Raw genomic sequence first — 18,720 nt, 5'->3', positions numbered from 1 at the left:
GCCTTCCAGTCAGCCGGGGGGAAGGTGCAATGGCGACGGTGCCCCGGCTAGCATGGCCCTCATGGATACCTGCCGGGTCGGCGCGCGGGTGTCGGGGGGAAGGGTCATCTTCGGGCTGCTCCGAGCCAGTGCACGTGGAGTTCAAGGCCGGCATCTGATGGAGATGCTGGGCCTGGTCGTCGTGTATCTCCTCGCGGGAGGCCTGGGTCAGAAGGTGGCCACCGTGGGCAACATCAGCCCGGCCTGGCCTCCGGCGGGAGTGTCCCTGGCGGCGCTGGTGGTGCTGGGGGTGTCACGCTGGCCCGGTGTCTTCGTGGGCGCGTCGGTCATGTCCGTCCTGGTGGAGGTGCCTGTCGTGGCGTCGCTCGGCGTGGGCGTGGGCAACACGCTGGCGGCGGTGCTCGGCGTGGGCCTGCTGCGGCGGGTGGGGTTCGACAAGGGGCTGGAGCGGATCCGCGACGTCGTCGCGCTGTGCGCGGGGGCGGGCGCGCTGTGCCTGGGCGTGAGCGCGCTGGTGGGCGCGGCGAGCCTCGTGCTGGGCGGGCGGCTTCCGTGGACGTCCCTGGCCACGGGCCTGCGCGTGTGGTGGGTGGGGGACTTGATGGGCGTGCTGGTGGTGGCGCCGGCGCTGATGCTGTTCAAGCGGTGGTCCTGGCCGCGGCGGGGCGGCGAGGCGGTGGTGCTCGCGGGGCTCACCACGGTGCTGGGCGGCGCCATCTTCTTCGTGCCGGAGCTGCCGCACAGCGCGGCGCACGCGGCCGCCTTCCTCCTCTTCCCCATGTCCGCCTGGGCCGCGCTTCGCTTCGGTCCTCGGGGCGCGGCGGCGGCCACGCTGTGCATCGCCGCCGCATCCATCGTGGGCACCGCGCGCGGGCAGGGGCCCTTCGCCACGGATGACCTGACGCAGGACCTGCTGGTGCTGCAGCTCTTCATCGCCGCCAACGCCGTCACCGGGCTGCTGCTGGCGGCGGCGAGCACCGAGCGTCAGCGCGCCGTTGGCCAGCTCCAGCTGCTGGGCACCACCGTGCGCAGCGTGCACGAAGGTGTCCTCATCGCGGAGGTCCGCACGGGAGGCGCGCTGCGCACCGTGTTCGCCAACGAGGCCCTGTGCTCGCTCCTGGGATACCAGCTGGCGGAGCTGGTGGGCCAGGACCCGTGTTCGCTCTACGGCGCGCAGGAGCCGGAGTTCCGCCAGCGCACGCGGCAGTCGCTGCTCGCGGGCGAGCCGGTGTTCGCGGAGGTGAAGCTGACGCACAAGCAGGGCGGCCTCGTGTGGAGCGAGGTGCTGCTGTCCCCGGTGCGCGCCACGGGCGAGGACATCACCCACTTCGTGGCCACCCACCGCGATATCTCCGCGACCAAGGAGCTCCAGGCCCGGCTGGTGGCGGCCGAGCGCGTGGCCGCGGTGGGCACGCTCGCGGCCGGCGTGGGGCACGAAATCAACAACCCGCTGGCCTACCTGGTGCTGAACCTGGAGGCCGCCGAGCGCGGCTTGAGCCAGGGCGGCATGTCGGGCATGCGCGACGCGATGGCCAACATGCGGGGCGCGTTGGAAGGCGCCGAGCGCATCCGCCTCATCGTCCGGGACCTCCAGGTGTTCAGCCGCCAGGGGAGCCAGGACCCGGGGCTGGTGGACCTCAACGCGCTGGTGCCGCCCGCGGTGCGCATCATCAGCCACGCGCTGCGCCACCGCGCCCGGTTGGTGGAGGAGTTCGGTCCGGTGCCGCGCGTGTCGGGCAGCGAGGCCCGCCTGGGGCAGGTGCTGCTCAACCTGCTGGTGAACGCGATGCAGGCGATTCCAGAGGGCAACCCGTCCCTGAACGAGGTGCGCGTGCGCACCAGCACGGATGCCTCCGGCCGGGCCCGCGTGGACGTGGTGGACAGCGGCGCGGGGATTCCCGCGCACGTGCTGCCGCGCATCTTCGAGGCCTTCTACACGACCAAGTCCAGCGGCGAGGGCACGGGGCTGGGGCTCGCCATCTGCCAGCAGATTGTCCGCGCCCACGGGGGGGAGCTGGAGGTCCGGAGCGAGCCGGGCCGGGGCTCCGTCTTCAGCGTGCTGCTGCCGCCCGCCCGCGCGCATGCGCCCGCGCCGCCACGGCCACTGCCGCGCGTCAGCCTGCCGCAGCCGCCCGCGGCGCGGCGGGGCCGGGTGCTGGTGGTGGATGATGAGCCGCGCCTGGCGCAGTCCATGCGGCTGCTGCTGGAGCCCTTCCACGACGTCGTCACCACCACGCGGGGCAGCGAGGCGCTGGCGCTGGTGGACGCGGGTCACCGCTTCGACGTCATCCTGTGTGACTTGCAGATGCCGGAGACGGACGGCGCCGCCGTCTACCAGCACCTGTGCGCCCACGCGCCGGACCTGGCCGCGAGGGTGGTGTTCATCTCCGGCGGCGCCTATACGCCAGAGTCCCGCGCGTTCATCGACTCCGTGCCCACCCGCGTGCTGGAGAAGCCCGTCCGGCCGGAGCTGCTCATGGGCACGGTGGCCACGGCCCTGGCCGCGGTGGAGCCGGAGCCGCGCGTGGGTGAGGCGTCTGCCGTGGCGGCCGTTGGAGGCGTGCGGCACTGAGGCACGCACGCGCTCACGCCGTGGCGTCCACCCGCGCCAGCGCATCCCGGATGGCGGCGCACAGCGCGGCCCGCTCCGTGAAGAGCGCGGTGACGTGCCCGGCGTCCACCCACCGCAGCTCGCTTCTGGGCCAGTGCGCGTGCAGCGCGAGCGCTTCGTCACCGGGCACGAAGCCGTCACGCCGGCAGGCCACCAGGACGGCCGCCTCGGGCTGCCGCGGCGGCGCAAAGCGCGTGAGGTTCGCCAGGTCGAAAATCCGCCCCAGCCGGCTCCGGGCCTGCTCCGCGTCGCGCCGGGGGCCATCCAGCAACGCGAAGGCAATGGACCAGGACAGCAGCCCCTGCGTGAAGACGGGGACCGGAGATGCTCCGGCCGCGAGCGCCGCCACGGCGAGCGGCTCCGGGACGACGGCCGCCGTCAGCGCCGCCATGTAGCCACCCATGCTGTAGCCCGCCACGCCCAGCCGCGCGTGGCCCTGGCCGCGCAGCCACGCGAGCAGCGCGCGGGCCTCGTCGACCATGCCCAGGTTCATCAAGACGTGGTCGCTGACGGTGCGCAGCGCGCCGCCCTTCTGCCCCACGGGGCGGCGCAGGCCGTAATAGGGGTTCTCCAGCAGGAACAGGTCGATGCCTTCCCGCGCCAGCGGCGCGTACATGCGCTCGCGCAGGGAGAAGCCCTCCTCGCGGGACGCCGCGAGCACGACGCAGGCGCCGCGTGAGCGCCCTGGCCCCGCGCTCAGCCACCGGACATGGGCCGTGCGCGCCGCCGCGTCGAGCCGGGCCAGCGGGGACGGAAAGGTGCCATCCCGGACCTGGAGGCCACGCTGGAGCCGGGGCGCGCTCCACTCGGGCGCGATGGACGCAAGCCGCTGCTGGAACGGCGCGGCCGCCGCGACCTCTTCGAGGAACTGCTCGTCACCCCAGCCTTGGGAGAAGAGCCGGGTGCGGCGGGAGAGGCCCGCGAAGAGGACGTCCACCGGATGGGTTCTCAGCACCCGCGCCATCCTACGCCCGTGCAGGGAAGGGTGGGGGTGTGGGATTCCCGGGATTCCATCTGCCCTCCGAGGCGGGGTGTGGGCCCGCCGATGGAACAGGGCGTATCATTCCAGGGCTCGTTTGGAATGCGGCTGGGGGGAGCCGGGCTTATCACACCAAGGTGCCCCCCATGACCGCTCAAGAACGCATCGAGCGTGCCGCCAGCGCGCTGAAGGTCTTCCCCCTCCCGTCGGCGGTGCTGTTCCCGCACACCGTCATTCCGCTGCACATCTTCGAGCCGCGCTACCGGGCGCTCCTCCGGGACGCGCTCGCGGGAGACCGCGTCCTGGCGCTGTCCCAGCTCGAGCCGGGTTGGGAAGGCAACTACGGCGGCAAGCCGCCCATGCTGCCCATGATGTGCGCGGGCGTCATCGTCTGGGACGAACAGGTGGAGGAGGGGCGCTACAACATCCTCCTCCAAGGCGTGAGCCGCATCCGCATGACGTCCGAGCTGACGACGGAGAAGGCCTACCGGGAGGTGCTCGCGGAGGTGCTGCCGGACTTGCCCTTCGAGGGCCCGGAGGAGGAGCAGCTGCGGCAGGCCGTCTTCGAGCTGGCCGGCCGTGTCCCGCCGTCCTTCGCGGAGAACCTGCTGCCAGTGGCGGCGCGGGCCCAGGGCGGCATGCTCGCGGACGTGGTGGCGTCCGCCGTCATCCCAGAGCCCGAGCGGCGGCAGGAGTTGCTGGCGGAACTGGACGTGCGCAGGCGCCTGGAGGGTGTGCTGGAGGACGTGGGGGCGCTCATCGGCAGGCTCCAGCCCCTGCGGCCCACCGGCCCCTTGAACTGAGCGGGTTGCGCTTGCCTTGTCCGGCGGCCCGCGCATTGCTGCGCGCCGGACGCGTCATCGAAAGGGACGGGAGCAACCATGCGGCTCGTGAAGCTCGGGCTTGCCAGCGTGAACACCACCGTGGGGTCCTTCACCCGGAACACGGACAAGGCGCTGGCGTTGGCGGGGAAGATGGCGGCGGAGGGCGTCACGCTGGGCGTCTTCCAGGAGCAGGTCATCGCCGGCTACCCGGCCGAGGACATGGTGCAGTGGCAGGGCTTCATGGACCGCCAGTGGCCGGAGCTGGAGCGCTTCGCGCGTGAGACGGCGGCGCTGCCGACGGTCTTCGTGGTGGGCGTGGGCGTGGCCCACCAGGGCCTGCGCCTCAACTGCGCGGCGGTGGTGGCCGGTGGCCGCATCCTGGGCCTGGTCCCCAAGGAGAAGCTGCCCACCTACAGCGTCTTCTACGAGGCGCGCACCTTCGGCCGCGGTCAGCCGGGCATGGCGGAGGTCCACCGGGGCGTGCCGCTGGGGGACTACCTGTTCCGCTTCGACTTCGGCGTGGTGTCCCCGGAGGTGTGCGAGGACATCTGGAGCGCGGACGGCCCCATGCGGCGGCGCACGTACTCCGGCGCGGAGCTGGTGGTGAACCTGTCCGCGTCGCCCTTCCGGCTGGGCTTCGTGGAGACGCGGCGCGAGCTCATCGCCACCCGCGCGGCGGACCACCAGTGCACCATTGCCTACTGCAACGCGGTGGGCAGCAACGACGGCCTCATCTTCGACGGCGGCGGCTTCCTCAACCAGAACGGCCGCCACGTCATGGAGACGCCGCGCTTCCAGGAAGGCTACGCGGCGGCGGTGGTGGACCTGGACCGCACCCTGCGCCTGCGCGCCGAGGCCACCACCTGGCGCGTGGACCGCGAGTCGTGGCTGGCGCAAGGCGGCCAGGCGACGGCGGTGCTGGACTGCACCCAGGCGGTGCACACGCGGCGCGACGCGCTGACGTACCCGGTGCCTCCCCACCGCAGCTTCTTCCTGCCGCCCCCGGACACGCGCCGCACCGCGCGGGAGGCGCTGTGCGAGGACCTCCTGGACGCGCTCTGCCTGGGCGTGGGCGACTACTTCGAGAAGACGCGCGCCTTCAAGGTGCTGGGCATCGCGCTGTCGGGCGGGCGGGACTCGCTGCTGACGCTGCTCATCGCGCACCGGTACGCGAAGCGCGCGCGGCCGGAGAACCCCGGCTCGCTCATCCAGGCGTTCTACATGCCCAGCCGCTACTCCAGCGACGCCACGCGCGACGCGGCGGAGACGATTGCGCGCGAGCTGGGCGTGGCCTTCCAGGTGGTGTCCATCGACGAGGCCTTCGAGCGCGAGCGCGCCGTCGCGAAGACGATGCTGGGCGGCAAGGACGTCACGCCGATTACCGAGCAGAACATCCAGGCCCGCCTGCGCGCCCAGCGCATGTGGAACTGGAGCAACTCCTGCGGCGGGCTCTTCCTGCAGACGGGCAACATGAGCGAGAAGTCCGTGGGCTACACCACCATCGGCGGGGACCTCATGGGCGCGCTGGCCGTCATCGCCAACGTCCCGAAGACGGTGGTGATGTACCTGCTCGACTACCTCCAGGACACCACGGGCCACGAGGGCATTCGCAAGGTGCTCGCCAAGCCCGCGGGGCCGGAGCTGGCGCATGACCAGGTGGGCGAAGAGGAGCTGATGCCCTTCCCCATCCTGGACGCCTGCTTCTACCTGTACGGCAGTGAGAAGCTGACGCCCGCCGAAATCCTCCATGCGCTCACCGCCATGTTCCCGGAGGTGGAGGCCTCCCGGCTGAGCGGCTACGTGGAGAAGTTCGTCCGCCTCTTCCAGCAGTCCATCTACAAGTGGGTGCAGTCACCGCTGTCGCTCCACATCGGCAACCTGGACCTGGACCGGGAGCGCGCGTTGCAACTGCCCGTCGTCACCGGCACGGAGTGGATGCGGCAGGGGTAGCACGCCTGTGGGCCGTCCACCACGCCCGGTGGCCTGCTCCCCGGGCAATTACCCCCGGGGGTGAGTGCCGTCGCCGAGCCTTGCCGGATGTCGCGCGGGAAACAACCTTCATGTCTGCCACTCGACGATGGAGGCATGGATGAAAGCGAAGATCCTGGCGGGCGCCGTTGCGGCGCTCATGTACGGAGGCGTTGCCGTTGCCGATGACGGCGACTGCCCGCCACCTCAGGCCAGCACCAGCCAGAGCCAGCAAGACGCAATGGTGGCCCAGGGACAGCAGGACGACCTGAGCGGCGATGACATGCTGCAGGAGGACGACACCATCATCCTGGAGATGGAGCCCGTTCCCGACGTCTCCGGCCAGCAGTCGCAGGACAGCATGGGCATCGGCGGCAGCGGCCAGGAGGGCATGGACGACGCGGCCCTCGGCGGCAGCGGCCAGCAGCCCTCGGGCGCCCAGGGCGAGGTCTACATGAACGTGCCCGTCCGCTGCGAGCCGGTGGGCCAGCAGGGCACGGGCGGCAGCGGCCAGGAGTCCATGACGCCGCCTCCCGCCGCGCCCCAGGGCACGCATGACAGCGAGCAGCTCGTGGTGCCGCCGGCGCCGCCGATGGGCACGGGCGGCAGCGGGCAGCCCGTCTACCCGGAGCCGGAGTCCGCTTACCCTCCCCCGGAGGAGGACGCCATGGGGGGGAGTGGCATCGCCACGACGCCGCCTCCCTCCAGCTTCCAGCCTTCGGCCGAGCGCGCCGAGCCGATGGACGTGGAGCAGCGTGAGGACAAGAACAAAATCAAGGGCCTCTCGGTGATGCTGGGCGGCGGTGTGGAGGGCTACACCGGCGCGCTGGCTCCACAGCTCAGCCCCGGTGCCACCGCGGGCGTTCGCGCGGCCATCAAGCCGTCCAAGGTGCTGGGCATCGAGCTGGGCTACACGGGCGCGCTCAACAACATCCGCAACGCGGAGACGGGCGCGAGCGGCCCGGACCTCGTGCGTAACGGCGGTCAGGCCGTCCTGACGCTGGGCATCGTGCCCACGGCGTGGCAGCCGTACCTGCTGGGCGGCATTGGTATCAACGACTACAACTTCCGGGGCGGCGAGTCCCTGGGGTACCGCGACGACACCGTGGGCAACGTGCCCGCGGGCCTGGGGCTGCGAGGTCACGTCGGCCAGTTCGTCGTGGACGCGCGCGCCAACTACAACTTCCTCTTCGACAAGGACTTCGCTCCGGGCATCGACCCGGGCGGCGGTGACTTCGAGGGGGGCGGCAGCTACCAGGGCACGGTCAGCGTCGGCGGTACCTTCTGACTGACGCGAGGACGAAGCCCCAGGCGGCTTGAGCAGGAATCGGTGGCGCGGTGCCCGGTAGCCAACGGGCCCGCGCCGCCGTGCTTTCCAGGGGCGCACAGGCGCTGAGGTCGCGCTAAGGTGCCGTCCTTTCACGCGGTCAGAGGAGCGTTGGATGGGTTTGAACATGGAAGACGTGAAGGTGGGCACCGGCACCGAGGCGACAGCCGGCAAGTCCGTCACCGTGCACTACGTGGGGACGCTGACCAGCGGCTCCAAGTTCGATAGCAGCCGGGACCGGGGCCAGGGCTTCACGTTCAGCCTGGGCGCCGGGCAGGTCATCGAGGGTTGGGACAAGGGGGTGGCCGGCATGAAGGTGGGCGGCGTGCGCAAGCTCACCATCCCGCCGGAGATGGGATATGGCGCGCGAGGGTTCCCGCCCGTTATTCCCCCCAACTCCACCCTGCTTTTCGAGGTGGAGCTCCTGGACGTTCGTTGAAAGCGAGGACCTGATGGCAGCGGTCGAAATCACCAAGGACAACTTCAAGGAGACGGTGTCCAAGGAGGGCATCGTCATCCTGGACTGGTGGGCGACGTGGTGCGGCCCCTGCCGTGCCTTCGCGCCCATCTTCGAGCAGACCTCGAACAAGCATCCGGACGTCGTCTTCGGGAAGATTGATACGGATGCCCAGCAGGAGCTGTCCGGGGCGTTCGAGATTCGCTCCATCCCCACGCTCATGGTGTTTCGTGACGGGATTCTCCTGTTCGAGCAGCCCGGGGCGCTGCCGGCCGCCGCGCTGGAGGACCTGCTCAAGCAGGTGAAGGCGCTGGACATGGAGCAGGTCCGCAAGGAAGTCGCCGCTAGGCGCGAGGAGCCGCCGCGGGCCTGACGGCCGCCTCCAGGTACCGGGCGGGGGGCCGGTGGCATGTCCGCCGCTGGCCACCCGCCGCGCTCCAGGAACCGGGGGGCTGGAACGTGAGGGCCCCGGAAGGTGTTGTCGGAGCGTGGCTCGCAGCGGTCAGGCCCGGATGGGTCGACCAGCGGGCCGCCTTCCTCCACCCGACACCTGGATTCGATGCCGCACTCCGTTTTTCGAGACCCCCCGGGTGAGGACACGCCGCGCGCGCGCATCCTCCTGGTGGACGACACGCCCGCCAACCTGCTGTCCCTGGAAGCCATCCTGGAGCCGCTCGGCCAGGAGCTGGTGCTGGCCCGCTCTGGCGAGGAGGCGCTGCGCGAGCTGCTGCGCGGAGAGTTCGCCTGCATCCTCATGGACGTGCAGATGCCAGGGCTGGATGGGCTGGAGACGGCGCGCCTCATCCGAGCGCGCGAGCGGACAACCCACCTGCCCATCCTCTTCATCACCGCGCTGAGCCGCGAGGCGGCCTTCGTCACCCGGGGCTATGCCCAGGGCGCCGTGGACTACCTGCTCAAGCCCGTGGACCCGGACATCCTGCGCGCCAAGGTGCGGGTCTTCGTGATGCTGCATCTTCGCGGCGAGCAGGTGAAGCGGCAGGCGGTGGAGCTCGCGGAGCGGCGCCGGGCCGAGGAGGCGGCGCAGCGGGCCTCCGAGCTGGAGCAGCAGCTCATGGGCATCGTCGGCCATGACATCCGCACGCCCTTGTCCGTCGTCCTGACGACGGCGAAGAGTCAGCTCTCCGGTGGCGCGTTGGCGCCGGCGCAGCAGAAGGCGTTCGAGCGTGTGGCGCGCAGCGGCGAGCGCATCCAGCACATCGTGGAGCTGCTCATGGACTTCACGCGTTCGCGCCTGGGGGGAGGCATCTCCGTCATGCCACGGGCGGGCGACCTCAACGCGCTGTGCCGCGAGGTGGTGGACGAGCTGCAGGTGGCCCGGCCGGGTCGCGTCATCCGGTGCGACTTCTCACGCGACAGCCTGCACGGCGTCTGGGACCTGGAGCGCATGGGGCAGGTGGTGGCCAACCTGCTGGACAACGCCTTGAAGTACAGCCCGGAGCCGTCCGCCGTCCGCCTCTCCACCTGGGAGAAGCCGGACGCCGTCTTCCTGGAGGTCCACAACGAGGGCGCGCCCATTCCCCGCTCGCTGCTGCCGCACCTGTTCGAGCCCTTTCGGCGGGGCGAGGACTCGCGGGAGCTGGACCGCTCCAGCCTGGGCCTGGGGCTCTACATCGCCCGGGCCGTCGTGGAGTCGCACCGGGGGCGGCTGACGGTCCGCTCCTCGGAAGGCGAGGGCACTTCCTTCCGACTCTGCCTGCCCCGGCGGGCGGAGGCGCGGTTGCTCGACGACGGTGCGAGCGACGTGGGGAAGTCCCTCGTGCCCATGATGGCGTGACGCGGCGTCACTTCACCACGGTGCAGACGCCGCCTCCGTTGAGGTGGGCCTGATCCACCACGCTCTGGGTGATGAACTCCTGGAGCGTGCGCACGTCGAACGCGCCGGGCTGGTAGATGACGGGCTGGCCCTGGGCGTCGCGCAGCTCGTCGCCGTCGCGGCCCCGGAGGTCGGTGAGCGCCTGCGTGGCGAGCCCCTCGGGGGTGATGACGTGGTCCTCGCCCGCGGTGGCCGCGATGGCCTCGAAGCGCAGCTGCACGCCCCGGTGCGTGCCCAGCCTGTCATAGAACATGTGCTCGGCGTGGATGGTGACCTCGGGCCGGGCCACGGAGCCCTCCGGAACGATGATGCCCTGCGTCCCGTCCGCGCCGTTGATGCAGTTGTTCATCAGCGCGTTGACGGGGAAGCCCATGCGGAAGCGCAGCACGGGCTCGTTCTGCTTCGTCGCGTGACCTTCCACGAAGTAGCTGAAGCCGCGCTCGCGCATCATCGCGAGGTCCTCCGCGGAGACCTGCCCGTCCGCCAGCTCGGTGCGCGCCTCGGGGGGACTCACCCGGAAGCCCACGTCCCAGCGGCCCGCCGGAACACCCGTCAAGTCCACCAGGGGGATGTCGCCCTTCTGCACGTCCACCAGCACGTGGCGGCTGCTGCTGTGCGTCTCGCCGGACGCGGAGGTGAGGGTGACGTCGCCCAGCGACACCAGGTAGCGGGTGAACTGGACGGACCAGCCATCCTGGAAGAGCGTGTCCGGGAGCCCACGCTGCGTGCCATCACCCCCACTCATCGTGACCTTTACGTCGCCCGTGGCCACGTTGTCACAGGCCGTGCCCGCCAGGCCCCACACCACCAGGGCCGCGCACCACCACTTCCGGGACTGCCGCCGCTCCGTGTTCATGCAATAAGTAGTTAATTGCAACGTGGTTGCGAGTCAATCCGGGCGTGGTGTATCTGGGGTGTGGATGCAACCCGGATGCATGAGTTCCGTCCCAGGGCGGGTCGCTCCGGAACCTAGTGAGGTCATCACCCGTGTGGATTCCGACTCTGGTGCTCTGCGTGCTGAGCGCCACGGGCGAGCTGCCTGTGACTCCACCCGTGCCGCTGGAGGCGCCAGGGCCCGTGCTGCCCTCGGAGGTGTCCCCGCCCGAGGTGCCCGCCACCGTCCTGCTGCGGCTCACCATCGACCGCGCGGGCGAGGTGTCCCGGGTGGAGGTGCGGCAGTCCGCTGGCGTTGCGTTGGACCGCGCCGCGATGAATGCCGCGCTGCGCTGGCGGTTCCAGCCGGCTCGGCGCGGCGAAGAAGCCATCGACGTGCGGGTGGATGTGCCCGTCACCTTCGTGCCGCCGGTGCATGGCCACCACGTCGAGCCCGTGGCTTCTGGGCATGACGGGGCGGAGGAGCCTCCAGGGGCGGCGATAGGGCAGGGCGCGGGAGCGCAGCCGGGCGCTTCGTCCCCTGGAGGCGAAGCGGCGCGTCCGGAGACTCCGTCCGCGGATGCTCCCGTGGCGCCCAAGCCACCGTCCTTCTCCACCACGGTCCGCGGCGCCTCCCAGGCACCGCCGCCGGTCGCCGTGGGCGACTTCCACATCCCGGTGGGGCAGCTCGCGGACGTGCCGCGCCGCTCCGCGTCGGACCTGATGTTGCTGGCACCCGGCGTCATGCTGGCCAACCACGGCGGCGAGGGCCACGCGGAGAGCATCTACATCCGGGGCTTCGACGCGGGAGAGGGCAAGGACGTGGAGCTGCGCCTCAACGGCGTCCCCCTCAACGAGGTGTCCCACGCGCACGGCCACGGCTACGCGGACACGTACTTCATCATCCCGGAGCTGGTGGAGTCCCTGCGCGTCACCGAGGGGCCCTACGACGCATCCCAGGGCGACTTCGGCGTGGCGGGCACGGTGGAGTACCAGCTCGGACTGGCGCGGCGCGGCCTGACCGCGTCCCTCTCCACGGGCAGCTACGCCGCGCGCCGGCTGTCCCTGGTCTGGGGACCGCCGGAGGCCAGTGAAGCCACCTTCGTGGGACTGCTGCTGCGCCAGGGCCACGGCTTCGGCCCCAACCGCTCCTACGCCAACGCGGGGCTCATGGCGCAGGTGGAGCTGCGCGTGGGCGACGAGTCGCGGCTGCGCCTGTTCGGCACCAGCTATGGCATGCGCTTCGCGTCGCCGGGCGTGGTGCGGGAGACGGACGTGGTGGACGCCCGGATGCCGTGCGCTCCGGATGCGGACTCGCAGTTCTTCTGCTCCTACGACCCCAACCAGGGCGGTGCCGGGCAGCGCCACCTCCTCTCCGCTGAGCTCCAGTCACGGCTGAAGCGCGGCGGGCGCTTCGTCCAGCAGGGCTACGTCATCCTCCGGCAGACGCGCATCCGCGACAACTTCACGGGCTTCCTGCTGGACACCACCCCGCCGGACGGCCAAAGCCAGCGCGGTGACAACACGGAAGGGTACTACCGCGGCTCTACCCTGGGCCTGCGGGGCCGCTACGTCCCGGGGCTCACGTTGCTGGGGCAGCCGCAGCCGCTGGAGCTCGGCTACGTGGCCCGCTACGACGACGTGCGCACGCGCTCGCGCCGGCTGAGGGACAGCGGCGGCGTGCCCTACGCCACCGTCTTCGACAACCAGGTGCGCACCACGAACCTGGGCGCCTACGCCTCGTTGCGAGTCGCCCCCTTGTCGTGGCTCACCCTGCGCGGTGGCGTGCGCCTGGACACCTTCCTCTTCGGCGTGGATGACTTCAACCGGCCCACCCAGGACCGCGATGGTCCCCGCCTCCCCGACGAGTCCCTGGAGGCCTACGGCTTCTTCGCCAGCCCGCGCGCGTCGGCGGAGCTTCGCCTGACGCCCCGGCTCACCTGGCTCACCAGCGCGGGCCTGGGCGCGCGCTCCAGCGACGCCGCCGCGCTGTCCGACGCGGAGCTGGCGCCCTACGCCCGCGTGGCCTCGGGCGAGACGGGCCTGGGCTGGCGGCTGGACGGGCCCCTGGCGTTGGAGGCCCGCGGCGCCTTCTTCGCCACGCGCGTGTCGCAGGACTTCGTGTTCGACGAGACGGTGGGCCGCAACCAGCCCGTGGGCGCCTCGCAGCGGCTGGGCGCCTTCGTCAGCGCGCGCGGGACGTTGAGGGACAGGGTGGACGTCCAGGCCTCGCTGGCCTGGGCGCGCGCCACGCTGCCCGCGCCCGGGGCCTCGGCGTGGAAGCTGTGGGACGGGACGGTGATGCCCTACATCCCGGAGCTGCTGGGCCGCGTGGATGCCTCGCTGCGAGGCACCACCCGCGTCGCGGGGCAGCAGGTGGACTGGAACGTGGCCCTGGGACACAGCGCCATCGGCCCCAGGCCCCTGCCGCTGGACCGCTACAGCGCGCCCATCTTCCTGTTCGACGTGGGCACGCGGGCCCGCTGGAAGGCGGTGGAGGTGGGCCTGTCGGTGGAGAACCTGCTCGACACGCGCTGGCGCGAGTCGGAGTTCAACTACGTGTCAAACTTCCGCGGCCCGGACGCGCCTCCGTCGCTGATGGCCACCCGGCACTTCACCGCGGGCGCGCCCCGCATGTTCATGGGCACGCTCACCCTTCACCTGGACCTCCAGGAGGACTCGCCATGACGTCCCCGCCGCACACCACCCGCCGCGCCTTCACGTGGATGTTGGGCACCGCGCTCGTGGGAGGCGCGTCCGCTTGTGGCCTCTCTGGCACGGGAGGCCGTAGCGTCACCTTCCGCATGGGCCTGCGCACCGCGAAGGCCCCCGGGGAGGACGCGCTCGGCGAGTTCACCACCGACGCGGGCTGGCGCGTCCGCTTGTCGTCCGGGGTGATGGTGCTGGGCCCCATCTACATCTTCGAGAATGCCTCGCCGCTGGAGCCCACGGCCTCGGCGCCGCGCGTCCTGCGACGGCTGGGACAGTGGTTGCTGCCCACCGCGCACGCCCACGACGGGCACTTCTTCTCCGGTGGCACGGTGCTGGGGGAGTGGGACCGCGAGGTGGTGTTCGACCTGCTGGCGGAGGTGGGCGAGGTGCGGGAGCTGGGGCGCTCGCCGGGCATCGCCGGGCTGGCGCGCTCCTTCTCGCTGCTGCTCCAGCCGCCGTCCCGGGCCCTGGGCGCGGAGGGCGCGGCGCTGGGCGGCCGGTCGATGATTCTGGAAGGAACCGCGTCCCGGCAGGAGGCGCACGTCCCGTTCCGGGTGGCCCTGGACTTCCCGCCGCCCGTGGAGCTGCAGCGCGTGGACTTCGTGCCCATCGCGGCGGAGCTCGACGAAGGCGGCCGCTTCGTCGTGGAGGTGCAGCCCCACCGCTGGTTCGAAGGCGCGCACTTCGACCGCGTGACGGTGCCCGAGGGTGGCGGGGTGGTGGAGCTGACGCCCGACACGCAGGTGTACCGGGCGCTGACGCTCAACGTGCGCCGCTACACCGCCTTCGCCGGGACGTGGGAGCCCGCCTGACGCGCGTTCAGCGCGAGCCCTGCGGCACGGGCGTGGCGCCCTGACTGGCGCCGCGCACCACCACCAGCCAGACGAGCGACACGCCCATCCACGCCGCGCACAGCGCGGTCCAGCTCCGCGGCGCGGAGGCGTGCACCAGCCACCACGTCACCGCCGCCCCCATGGCGAGCACCCGCCCCAGCTCCAGCGGCAGGCTCCAGCGCCGTGACTCCAGCATCCCGCTCCACGCGGTGGCCATGGCCCAGAAGAGCAGGCTGAGCACCAGCTTCTGCCAGCCGGTCAGCGGCGAGGCGTGGTGGCTCACCAGCAGCATGAAGGGCATCGCCGCCAGCAGCTGGAACACGAGGTAGCCCCGGGTGCCGGGCAGCTCGGTGGACTGGAACTTCAGCTCCACGCCGTCCTTCTTCCAGCCCAGGGAAGGGCGCGGCGGAAGGTCCGCGGGCCGCCAGCCGGTGGGCATCACCCAGATGCGCAGCCGGTCCCAGTGGCTCCGGGTGGCCACCGCGTCACCGACGAGCTTCCCCCACGCCTGGAAGTTGATGACGGTGGGGTCCCAGGTGTTGGGCGGGGAGGTGAGGCCGTAGGAGCACGCCTCCTTCTCCTCCTGGAAGGTGCCGAACAGCTTGTCCCAGATGATGAGGAAGCCCGCGTAGTTCTTGTCGATGTAGACGTCATTGCGCGCGTGGTGGACGCGGTGGTGCGACGGCGTGTTGAGCCAGGACTCAATCCACCGGGGCAGCTTCGGGATGACGCGCGTGTGCGGAATGAATTGGAGCACCAGGTGGAAGGCCACCATGGCCAGCACGGCCTCGGGCGGGAAGCCCACCAGCACCAGCGGCCAGTAGAAGAGGAACGAGAAGAGGCGCTGCGTCACGCTCGCGCGCAGGGCCACCGCGTAGTTCAGCTCCTCGGTGGAGTGGTGCGGCGAATGGGCGGCCCAGCCGATGTTGGTGCGGTGGCCGAAGCGATGGAACCAGTAGAAGAGGAAGTCCACGCCCAGGAAGAGCGCCACCAGCTCCAGCGGGGACGACACCCCCAGTTGCCAGGGGGCGAACTGTCCCAACTGGATGAAGAGCGGGAGCACCAGCAGCGCCACCGCCACGTTGACGCACTGGTTGAGCACCGCGGTGCCCATGCTCGCGATGGAGTCCTGGAAGGCGTAGTACCCGTTGCGCCGGATGACGCAGTAGGCGAACTCCCCCAGCGCCAGGACGATGACGAAGGGCGTGGCCACGGCGTAGACGTTGATGCTCATGCCGCCGGTGTATGGCGCCCGGAGCAAGGCCGCCTTAACCTGGGTTAAGCCCAGGTGCCCTCCGCTTGAGATACCCGAAGCTCTTCGAGCACATCGCCGCGCTCGCGCCGCTCCCCGCCAGCGAATGGCTGAAGGCGGAGGCGCTGGCGCGGGAGCAGGCGCTGGACAAGCGCGCGCTCTTCCTGCGGCCAGGGGACTCCGCGGACCGCTTCGGGCTGGTGCTCCAGGGCGTCTTCCGCGCGGTGCGCGTCTCCGCTCGGGGGGAGGAGTCCATCAAGGCCTTCCGCGCCGAGGGGGAGCTCATCGGCGCCTACGCGGAGATGTTGCAGGGCCAGCCCTCCATGACGTCCATTGAAGCGCTGGAGCCGGGCCGCGTGCTGGCCTTCCAGGCGCGGGACCTCCAGGCGCTGGAGGCCGGCCACGCCTGCTGGGCCCAACTCGCCCGGCGGGTGGCGGAGCAGCACTACATCTTGAAGGAGCGCCGCGAGCAGGAGTTCCTCGACCTGTCCGCGGAGGAGCGCCTGGAGCGCTTCTGGCAGGAACACCCCCACCTGCACGGGCGTGTCCCTCAGCGGGACGTCGCGGCCTACCTGGGCATCACCGAGGTGGCCTTGAGCCGCATCGTGTCACGCCGCCGCAAGCGGGCGGAGTGAGCGCGGCGGCGCGGTCCATGGTTTCATCGAACGCCGACCCGCCATGTCCTCCCTCCCATCCTCGCAGGACCTCCCGCAGCGGCCCCTGACTCGTGAAGACGCCCGGACGCTCACGCTGGCGGCGCTGGGTGGGGCGCTGGAGTTCTACGACTTCATCATCTTCGTCTTCTTCACCAAGGTCATCGGCGAGCGCTTCTTCCCGCCCGACACGCCGGAGTGGCTGCGTCAGTTGCAGGCCTTCGGGCTGTTCGCGGCGGGCTACCTGGCGCGCCCGCTGGGCGGCATCGTCATGGCCCACTTCGGGGACCGGGCGGGCCGCAAGCGCATGTTCACGTTGAGCGTGTTCATGATGTCGGTGCCCACGCTGCTGATAGGCCTGCTGCCCACCTATGAGACGGCGGGCTACGCGGCGCCCCTGGCGCTGCTCCTGCTGCGGGCGGTGCAGGGCGCGGCGGTGGGCGGCGAAGTCCCAGGGGCCTGGGTCTTCGTGTCGGAGCATGTCCCGTCGCGCAGGGTGGGGCTGGCGTGTGGGACGCTCACCGCGGGCCTCACGTTCGGAATCCTGCTGGGCTCGCTGGTGGCCACGGCGGTGAACTCGCTGCTGGGCCCCGCGCAGGTGAGCGCCTACGGCTGGCGAGCGCCCTTCCTCATCGGCGGCGTGTTCGGCTTCCTGGCGGTGTTCCTGCGCCGCTGGCTGGCGGAGACGCCCGTCTTCGAGGAGCTGCGGCGGCGCAAGGCGCTGGTGAAGGAGCTGCCGCTCAAGGCCGTGCTGCGAGGCCATGGCGGCGCCGTGGTGATGTCCATGCTGCTCACCTGGGTGCTCACCGCAGGCATCGTCGTGGTCATCCTGATGACGCCCACGTTGATGCAGAGCCTGCACGCCGTCACCGCCACGCACGCGCTGGTGTCCAGCAGCGTGGCCACGCTGAGCCTCACGTTCGGCTGCGTGGCCTATGGCCTGCTCGCGGACCGGGTGGGGGTGGGCCCGTCATTGGGGCTGGGCTGTGCGTTGATGCTGGCGGCGGCGTATGCGCTGTACCTGGGCGCGGCGGCATCCCCGGAGGCGCTGGTGCCGCTGTCCGCGCTGGCGGGCTTCAGCGTCGGCGTGGTGGGCGTGGTCCCCACCGCCATCGTGCGCGCCTTCCCCGCTCCGGTGCGCTTCTCGGGGCTGTCCTTCTCCTACAACATGGCCTACGCCCTCTTCGGTGGGCTCACGCCCCTGGTCGTCACCTTGCTGATGAAGGTGTCGCCCCTGGCCTCCGCGCACTACGTGGCCGCGGTGAGCGTCATGGGCGTGGGGCTCGCGCTCCACCTGCTGCGCGCGGGGCGGGGCGCGGCGCTGCACCCCGCCACCGAGCCCTGACTCAGTAGCGCTCGAAGACGAAGTTGAACGTCTCCTGCTCCGTCGGCCCGAAGGTGAGCCGGAGGAAGCGGTCGCCGCCGGGGGCGGTGAACTTCAGCGTGTGGCTGATGGCGGGCAGGCAGACGGGCCGGGCGGGCTCCAGCGCGGAGGCGACGGCGTCCTCGCCCTCCGTCGTGTCGTGCACCGTCACGGGGATGGGGCGGTCGAGGTACAGGACGACGGGCTCGTCCCGGCTCTCTCCCGAAACGACCTCCGTGTAGCCCAGGAAGGACGCGCCGCTGGCGGGGAGCGTCAGGGCGTAGAACTCGTGGGAGGCGTCCGTCGCGGGGTAGATGGTGGGGGAGGCGCTCGCGGTGACGGGCGTCGGGCTCTCCAGCAGCGCGTGGGCGCAGGCGTGCTCGGTGGTGCCGTCGCGCCGGCCGGTGGTGAAGTCCAGCCGTCCATCACCGAGTCCCGCGTGGGACGTGTCCACCGCGTGGCCCTCGGCGCTCCGCAGTCCGCCGAGCTCCAGGGTGTACGCCGTCTCCTCCTCGAGCGGGGGCAGGTCGGATTCGGGCCGGGGGATGTCGACCAGCAGCATGTGGCCGTACTCGAGCCAGGTGCCCGTCAGGGTGCGAGGCGCATTGGCCGGAGTCGTCCGGTCGACGAGCGTGACCTCCGCCGCCGTGGTGTCCATGGACGTGTCGAAGACGAGCGTGACGCGCTTGCGCGCCGCGGTGGTCATCGCGTCCGTCTTGAACAGCTCCACGGGCAGCACGTTGGTCTCTCCCTCCGAGGGAGTTGAGCCGATGACCGCGGGGCCCTGGACCGAACCAGCGTCGGGCTGCGTGCCGGCGTCGGGCTGGGTGCCGGCGTCGGGCTGGGTGCCCGCGTCCGGCAACGGATTGGGCGGCGTGGGGTCGTCGTTGTCACAGCCGGCCAGGGCCAGCAGGGCGCACGTGGCGAGCAGGGTGGTGGTGGCGGCGGTTCGCATCGGAGGGCCTTGGTGGGGATGGTGCGAGGAGGAGAGCCGGGGCGCCCCCGTGGTGAGCGGAGCGCCCCGGTGGAGGGGC

The 18,720-nt window shown here is 71.4% G+C and carries 15 protein-coding genes; 11 read left to right on the top strand and 4 right to left on the bottom strand.

Annotated elements, in window-relative coordinates:
- Positions 1-52: 52 nt before the first annotated feature.
- On the top strand, positions 53-2,572 hold the full coding sequence (locus tag HV826_RS04815; protein WP_176415821.1) for an MASE1 domain-containing protein: 2,520 nt from the start codon (positions 53-55) through the stop codon (positions 2,570-2,572).
- 13 nt (positions 2,573-2,585) lie between these two features.
- On the opposite strand, the gene HV826_RS04810 is transcribed toward HV826_RS04815, so the two are convergent.
- The gene (locus HV826_RS04810) at positions 2,586-3,575 is read right to left on the bottom strand and encodes an alpha/beta hydrolase family protein (RefSeq protein ID WP_176415820.1); all 990 of its coding nucleotides are present in this window, start codon (positions 3,573-3,575) and stop codon (positions 2,586-2,588) included.
- A 161-nt stretch (positions 3,576-3,736) separates the two neighbouring features.
- Between HV826_RS04810 and HV826_RS04805 the strand changes: the two genes are divergently transcribed.
- From HV826_RS04805 to HV826_RS04780, 6 genes are all read left to right on the top strand, one after another.
- A complete protein-coding gene (locus HV826_RS04805) occupies positions 3,737-4,393 on the top strand; it encodes an LON peptidase substrate-binding domain-containing protein (RefSeq protein WP_176415819.1) in 657 nt (218 codons plus the stop codon).
- A 78-nt stretch (positions 4,394-4,471) separates the two neighbouring features.
- On the top strand, positions 4,472-6,364 hold the full coding sequence (nadE, locus tag HV826_RS04800) for an NAD(+) synthase (RefSeq protein WP_176415818.1): 1,893 nt from the start codon (positions 4,472-4,474) through the stop codon (positions 6,362-6,364).
- A gap of 64 nt (positions 6,365-6,428) precedes the next feature.
- Positions 6,429-7,670: a hypothetical protein gene (locus tag HV826_RS04795; RefSeq protein WP_176415817.1), complete on the top strand. Its 1,242-nt coding sequence runs from the start codon at positions 6,429-6,431 to the stop codon at positions 7,668-7,670.
- Between the two features lie 154 nt (positions 7,671-7,824).
- Entirely contained in the window at positions 7,825-8,148 is a 324-nt protein-coding gene (locus HV826_RS04790; RefSeq protein WP_176415816.1) for an FKBP-type peptidyl-prolyl cis-trans isomerase, read from the top strand.
- A 13-nt stretch (positions 8,149-8,161) separates the two neighbouring features.
- The gene (gene trxA / locus HV826_RS04785) at positions 8,162-8,539 is read left to right on the top strand and encodes a thioredoxin (RefSeq protein WP_176415815.1); all 378 of its coding nucleotides are present in this window, start codon (positions 8,162-8,164) and stop codon (positions 8,537-8,539) included.
- 186 nt (positions 8,540-8,725) lie between these two features.
- On the top strand, positions 8,726-9,961 hold the full coding sequence (locus HV826_RS04780) for a hybrid sensor histidine kinase/response regulator (RefSeq protein ID WP_176415814.1): 1,236 nt from the start codon (positions 8,726-8,728) through the stop codon (positions 9,959-9,961).
- Positions 9,962-9,968: 7 nt separating this feature from the next.
- Here HV826_RS04780 and HV826_RS04775 read toward each other — a convergent pair whose 3' ends face one another.
- Positions 9,969-10,856 (bottom strand): hypothetical protein, encoded by an 888-nt coding sequence (locus HV826_RS04775; protein ID WP_176415813.1) that lies wholly within the window; start codon positions 10,854-10,856, stop codon positions 9,969-9,971.
- A 116-nt stretch (positions 10,857-10,972) separates the two neighbouring features.
- Here HV826_RS04775 and HV826_RS04770 point away from each other — a divergent pair, with 116 nt between their 5' ends.
- Positions 10,973-13,561 (top strand): TonB family protein, encoded by a 2,589-nt coding sequence (locus tag HV826_RS04770; RefSeq protein ID WP_176415812.1) that lies wholly within the window; start codon positions 10,973-10,975, stop codon positions 13,559-13,561.
- A complete protein-coding gene (locus tag HV826_RS04765; protein ID WP_176415811.1) occupies positions 13,558-14,397 on the top strand; it encodes a hypothetical protein in 840 nt (279 codons plus the stop codon). The genes HV826_RS04770 and HV826_RS04765 overlap by 4 nt, the downstream gene beginning before the upstream one ends.
- A 7-nt stretch (positions 14,398-14,404) precedes the next feature.
- Here HV826_RS04765 and HV826_RS04760 read toward each other — a convergent pair whose 3' ends face one another.
- Entirely contained in the window at positions 14,405-15,679 is a 1,275-nt protein-coding gene (locus HV826_RS04760; RefSeq protein WP_255208376.1) for a sterol desaturase family protein, read from the bottom strand.
- Positions 15,680-15,717: 38 nt separating this feature from the next.
- On the opposite strand from HV826_RS04760, the gene HV826_RS04755 reads away from it, so the two are divergent.
- Together HV826_RS04755 and HV826_RS04750 are read left to right on the top strand one after the other, a co-directional pair.
- Entirely contained in the window at positions 15,718-16,305 is a 588-nt protein-coding gene (locus tag HV826_RS04755; protein ID WP_176415810.1) for a Crp/Fnr family transcriptional regulator, read from the top strand.
- 43 nt (positions 16,306-16,348) lie between these two features.
- Entirely contained in the window at positions 16,349-17,668 is a 1,320-nt protein-coding gene (locus tag HV826_RS04750; protein WP_176415809.1) for an MFS transporter, read from the top strand.
- A 1-nt stretch (position 17,669) separates the two neighbouring features.
- Here HV826_RS04750 and HV826_RS04745 read toward each other — a convergent pair whose 3' ends face one another.
- Positions 17,670-18,641 carry a hypothetical protein gene (locus HV826_RS04745; RefSeq protein ID WP_217918500.1) on the bottom strand — a complete coding sequence of 324 codons (972 nt, stop codon included), beginning with the start codon at positions 18,639-18,641 and terminating at the stop codon, positions 17,670-17,672.
- Positions 18,642-18,720: the final 79 nt, after the last annotated feature.

This window comes from Myxococcus sp. AM010 (assembly GCF_013372585.1).
Classification (GTDB): domain Bacteria; phylum Myxococcota; class Myxococcia; order Myxococcales; family Myxococcaceae; genus Myxococcus; species Myxococcus vastator.
The sequence above is the reverse complement of the archived record's forward strand: the minus strand, read 5'-3'. Positions and strand labels throughout refer to the sequence as shown.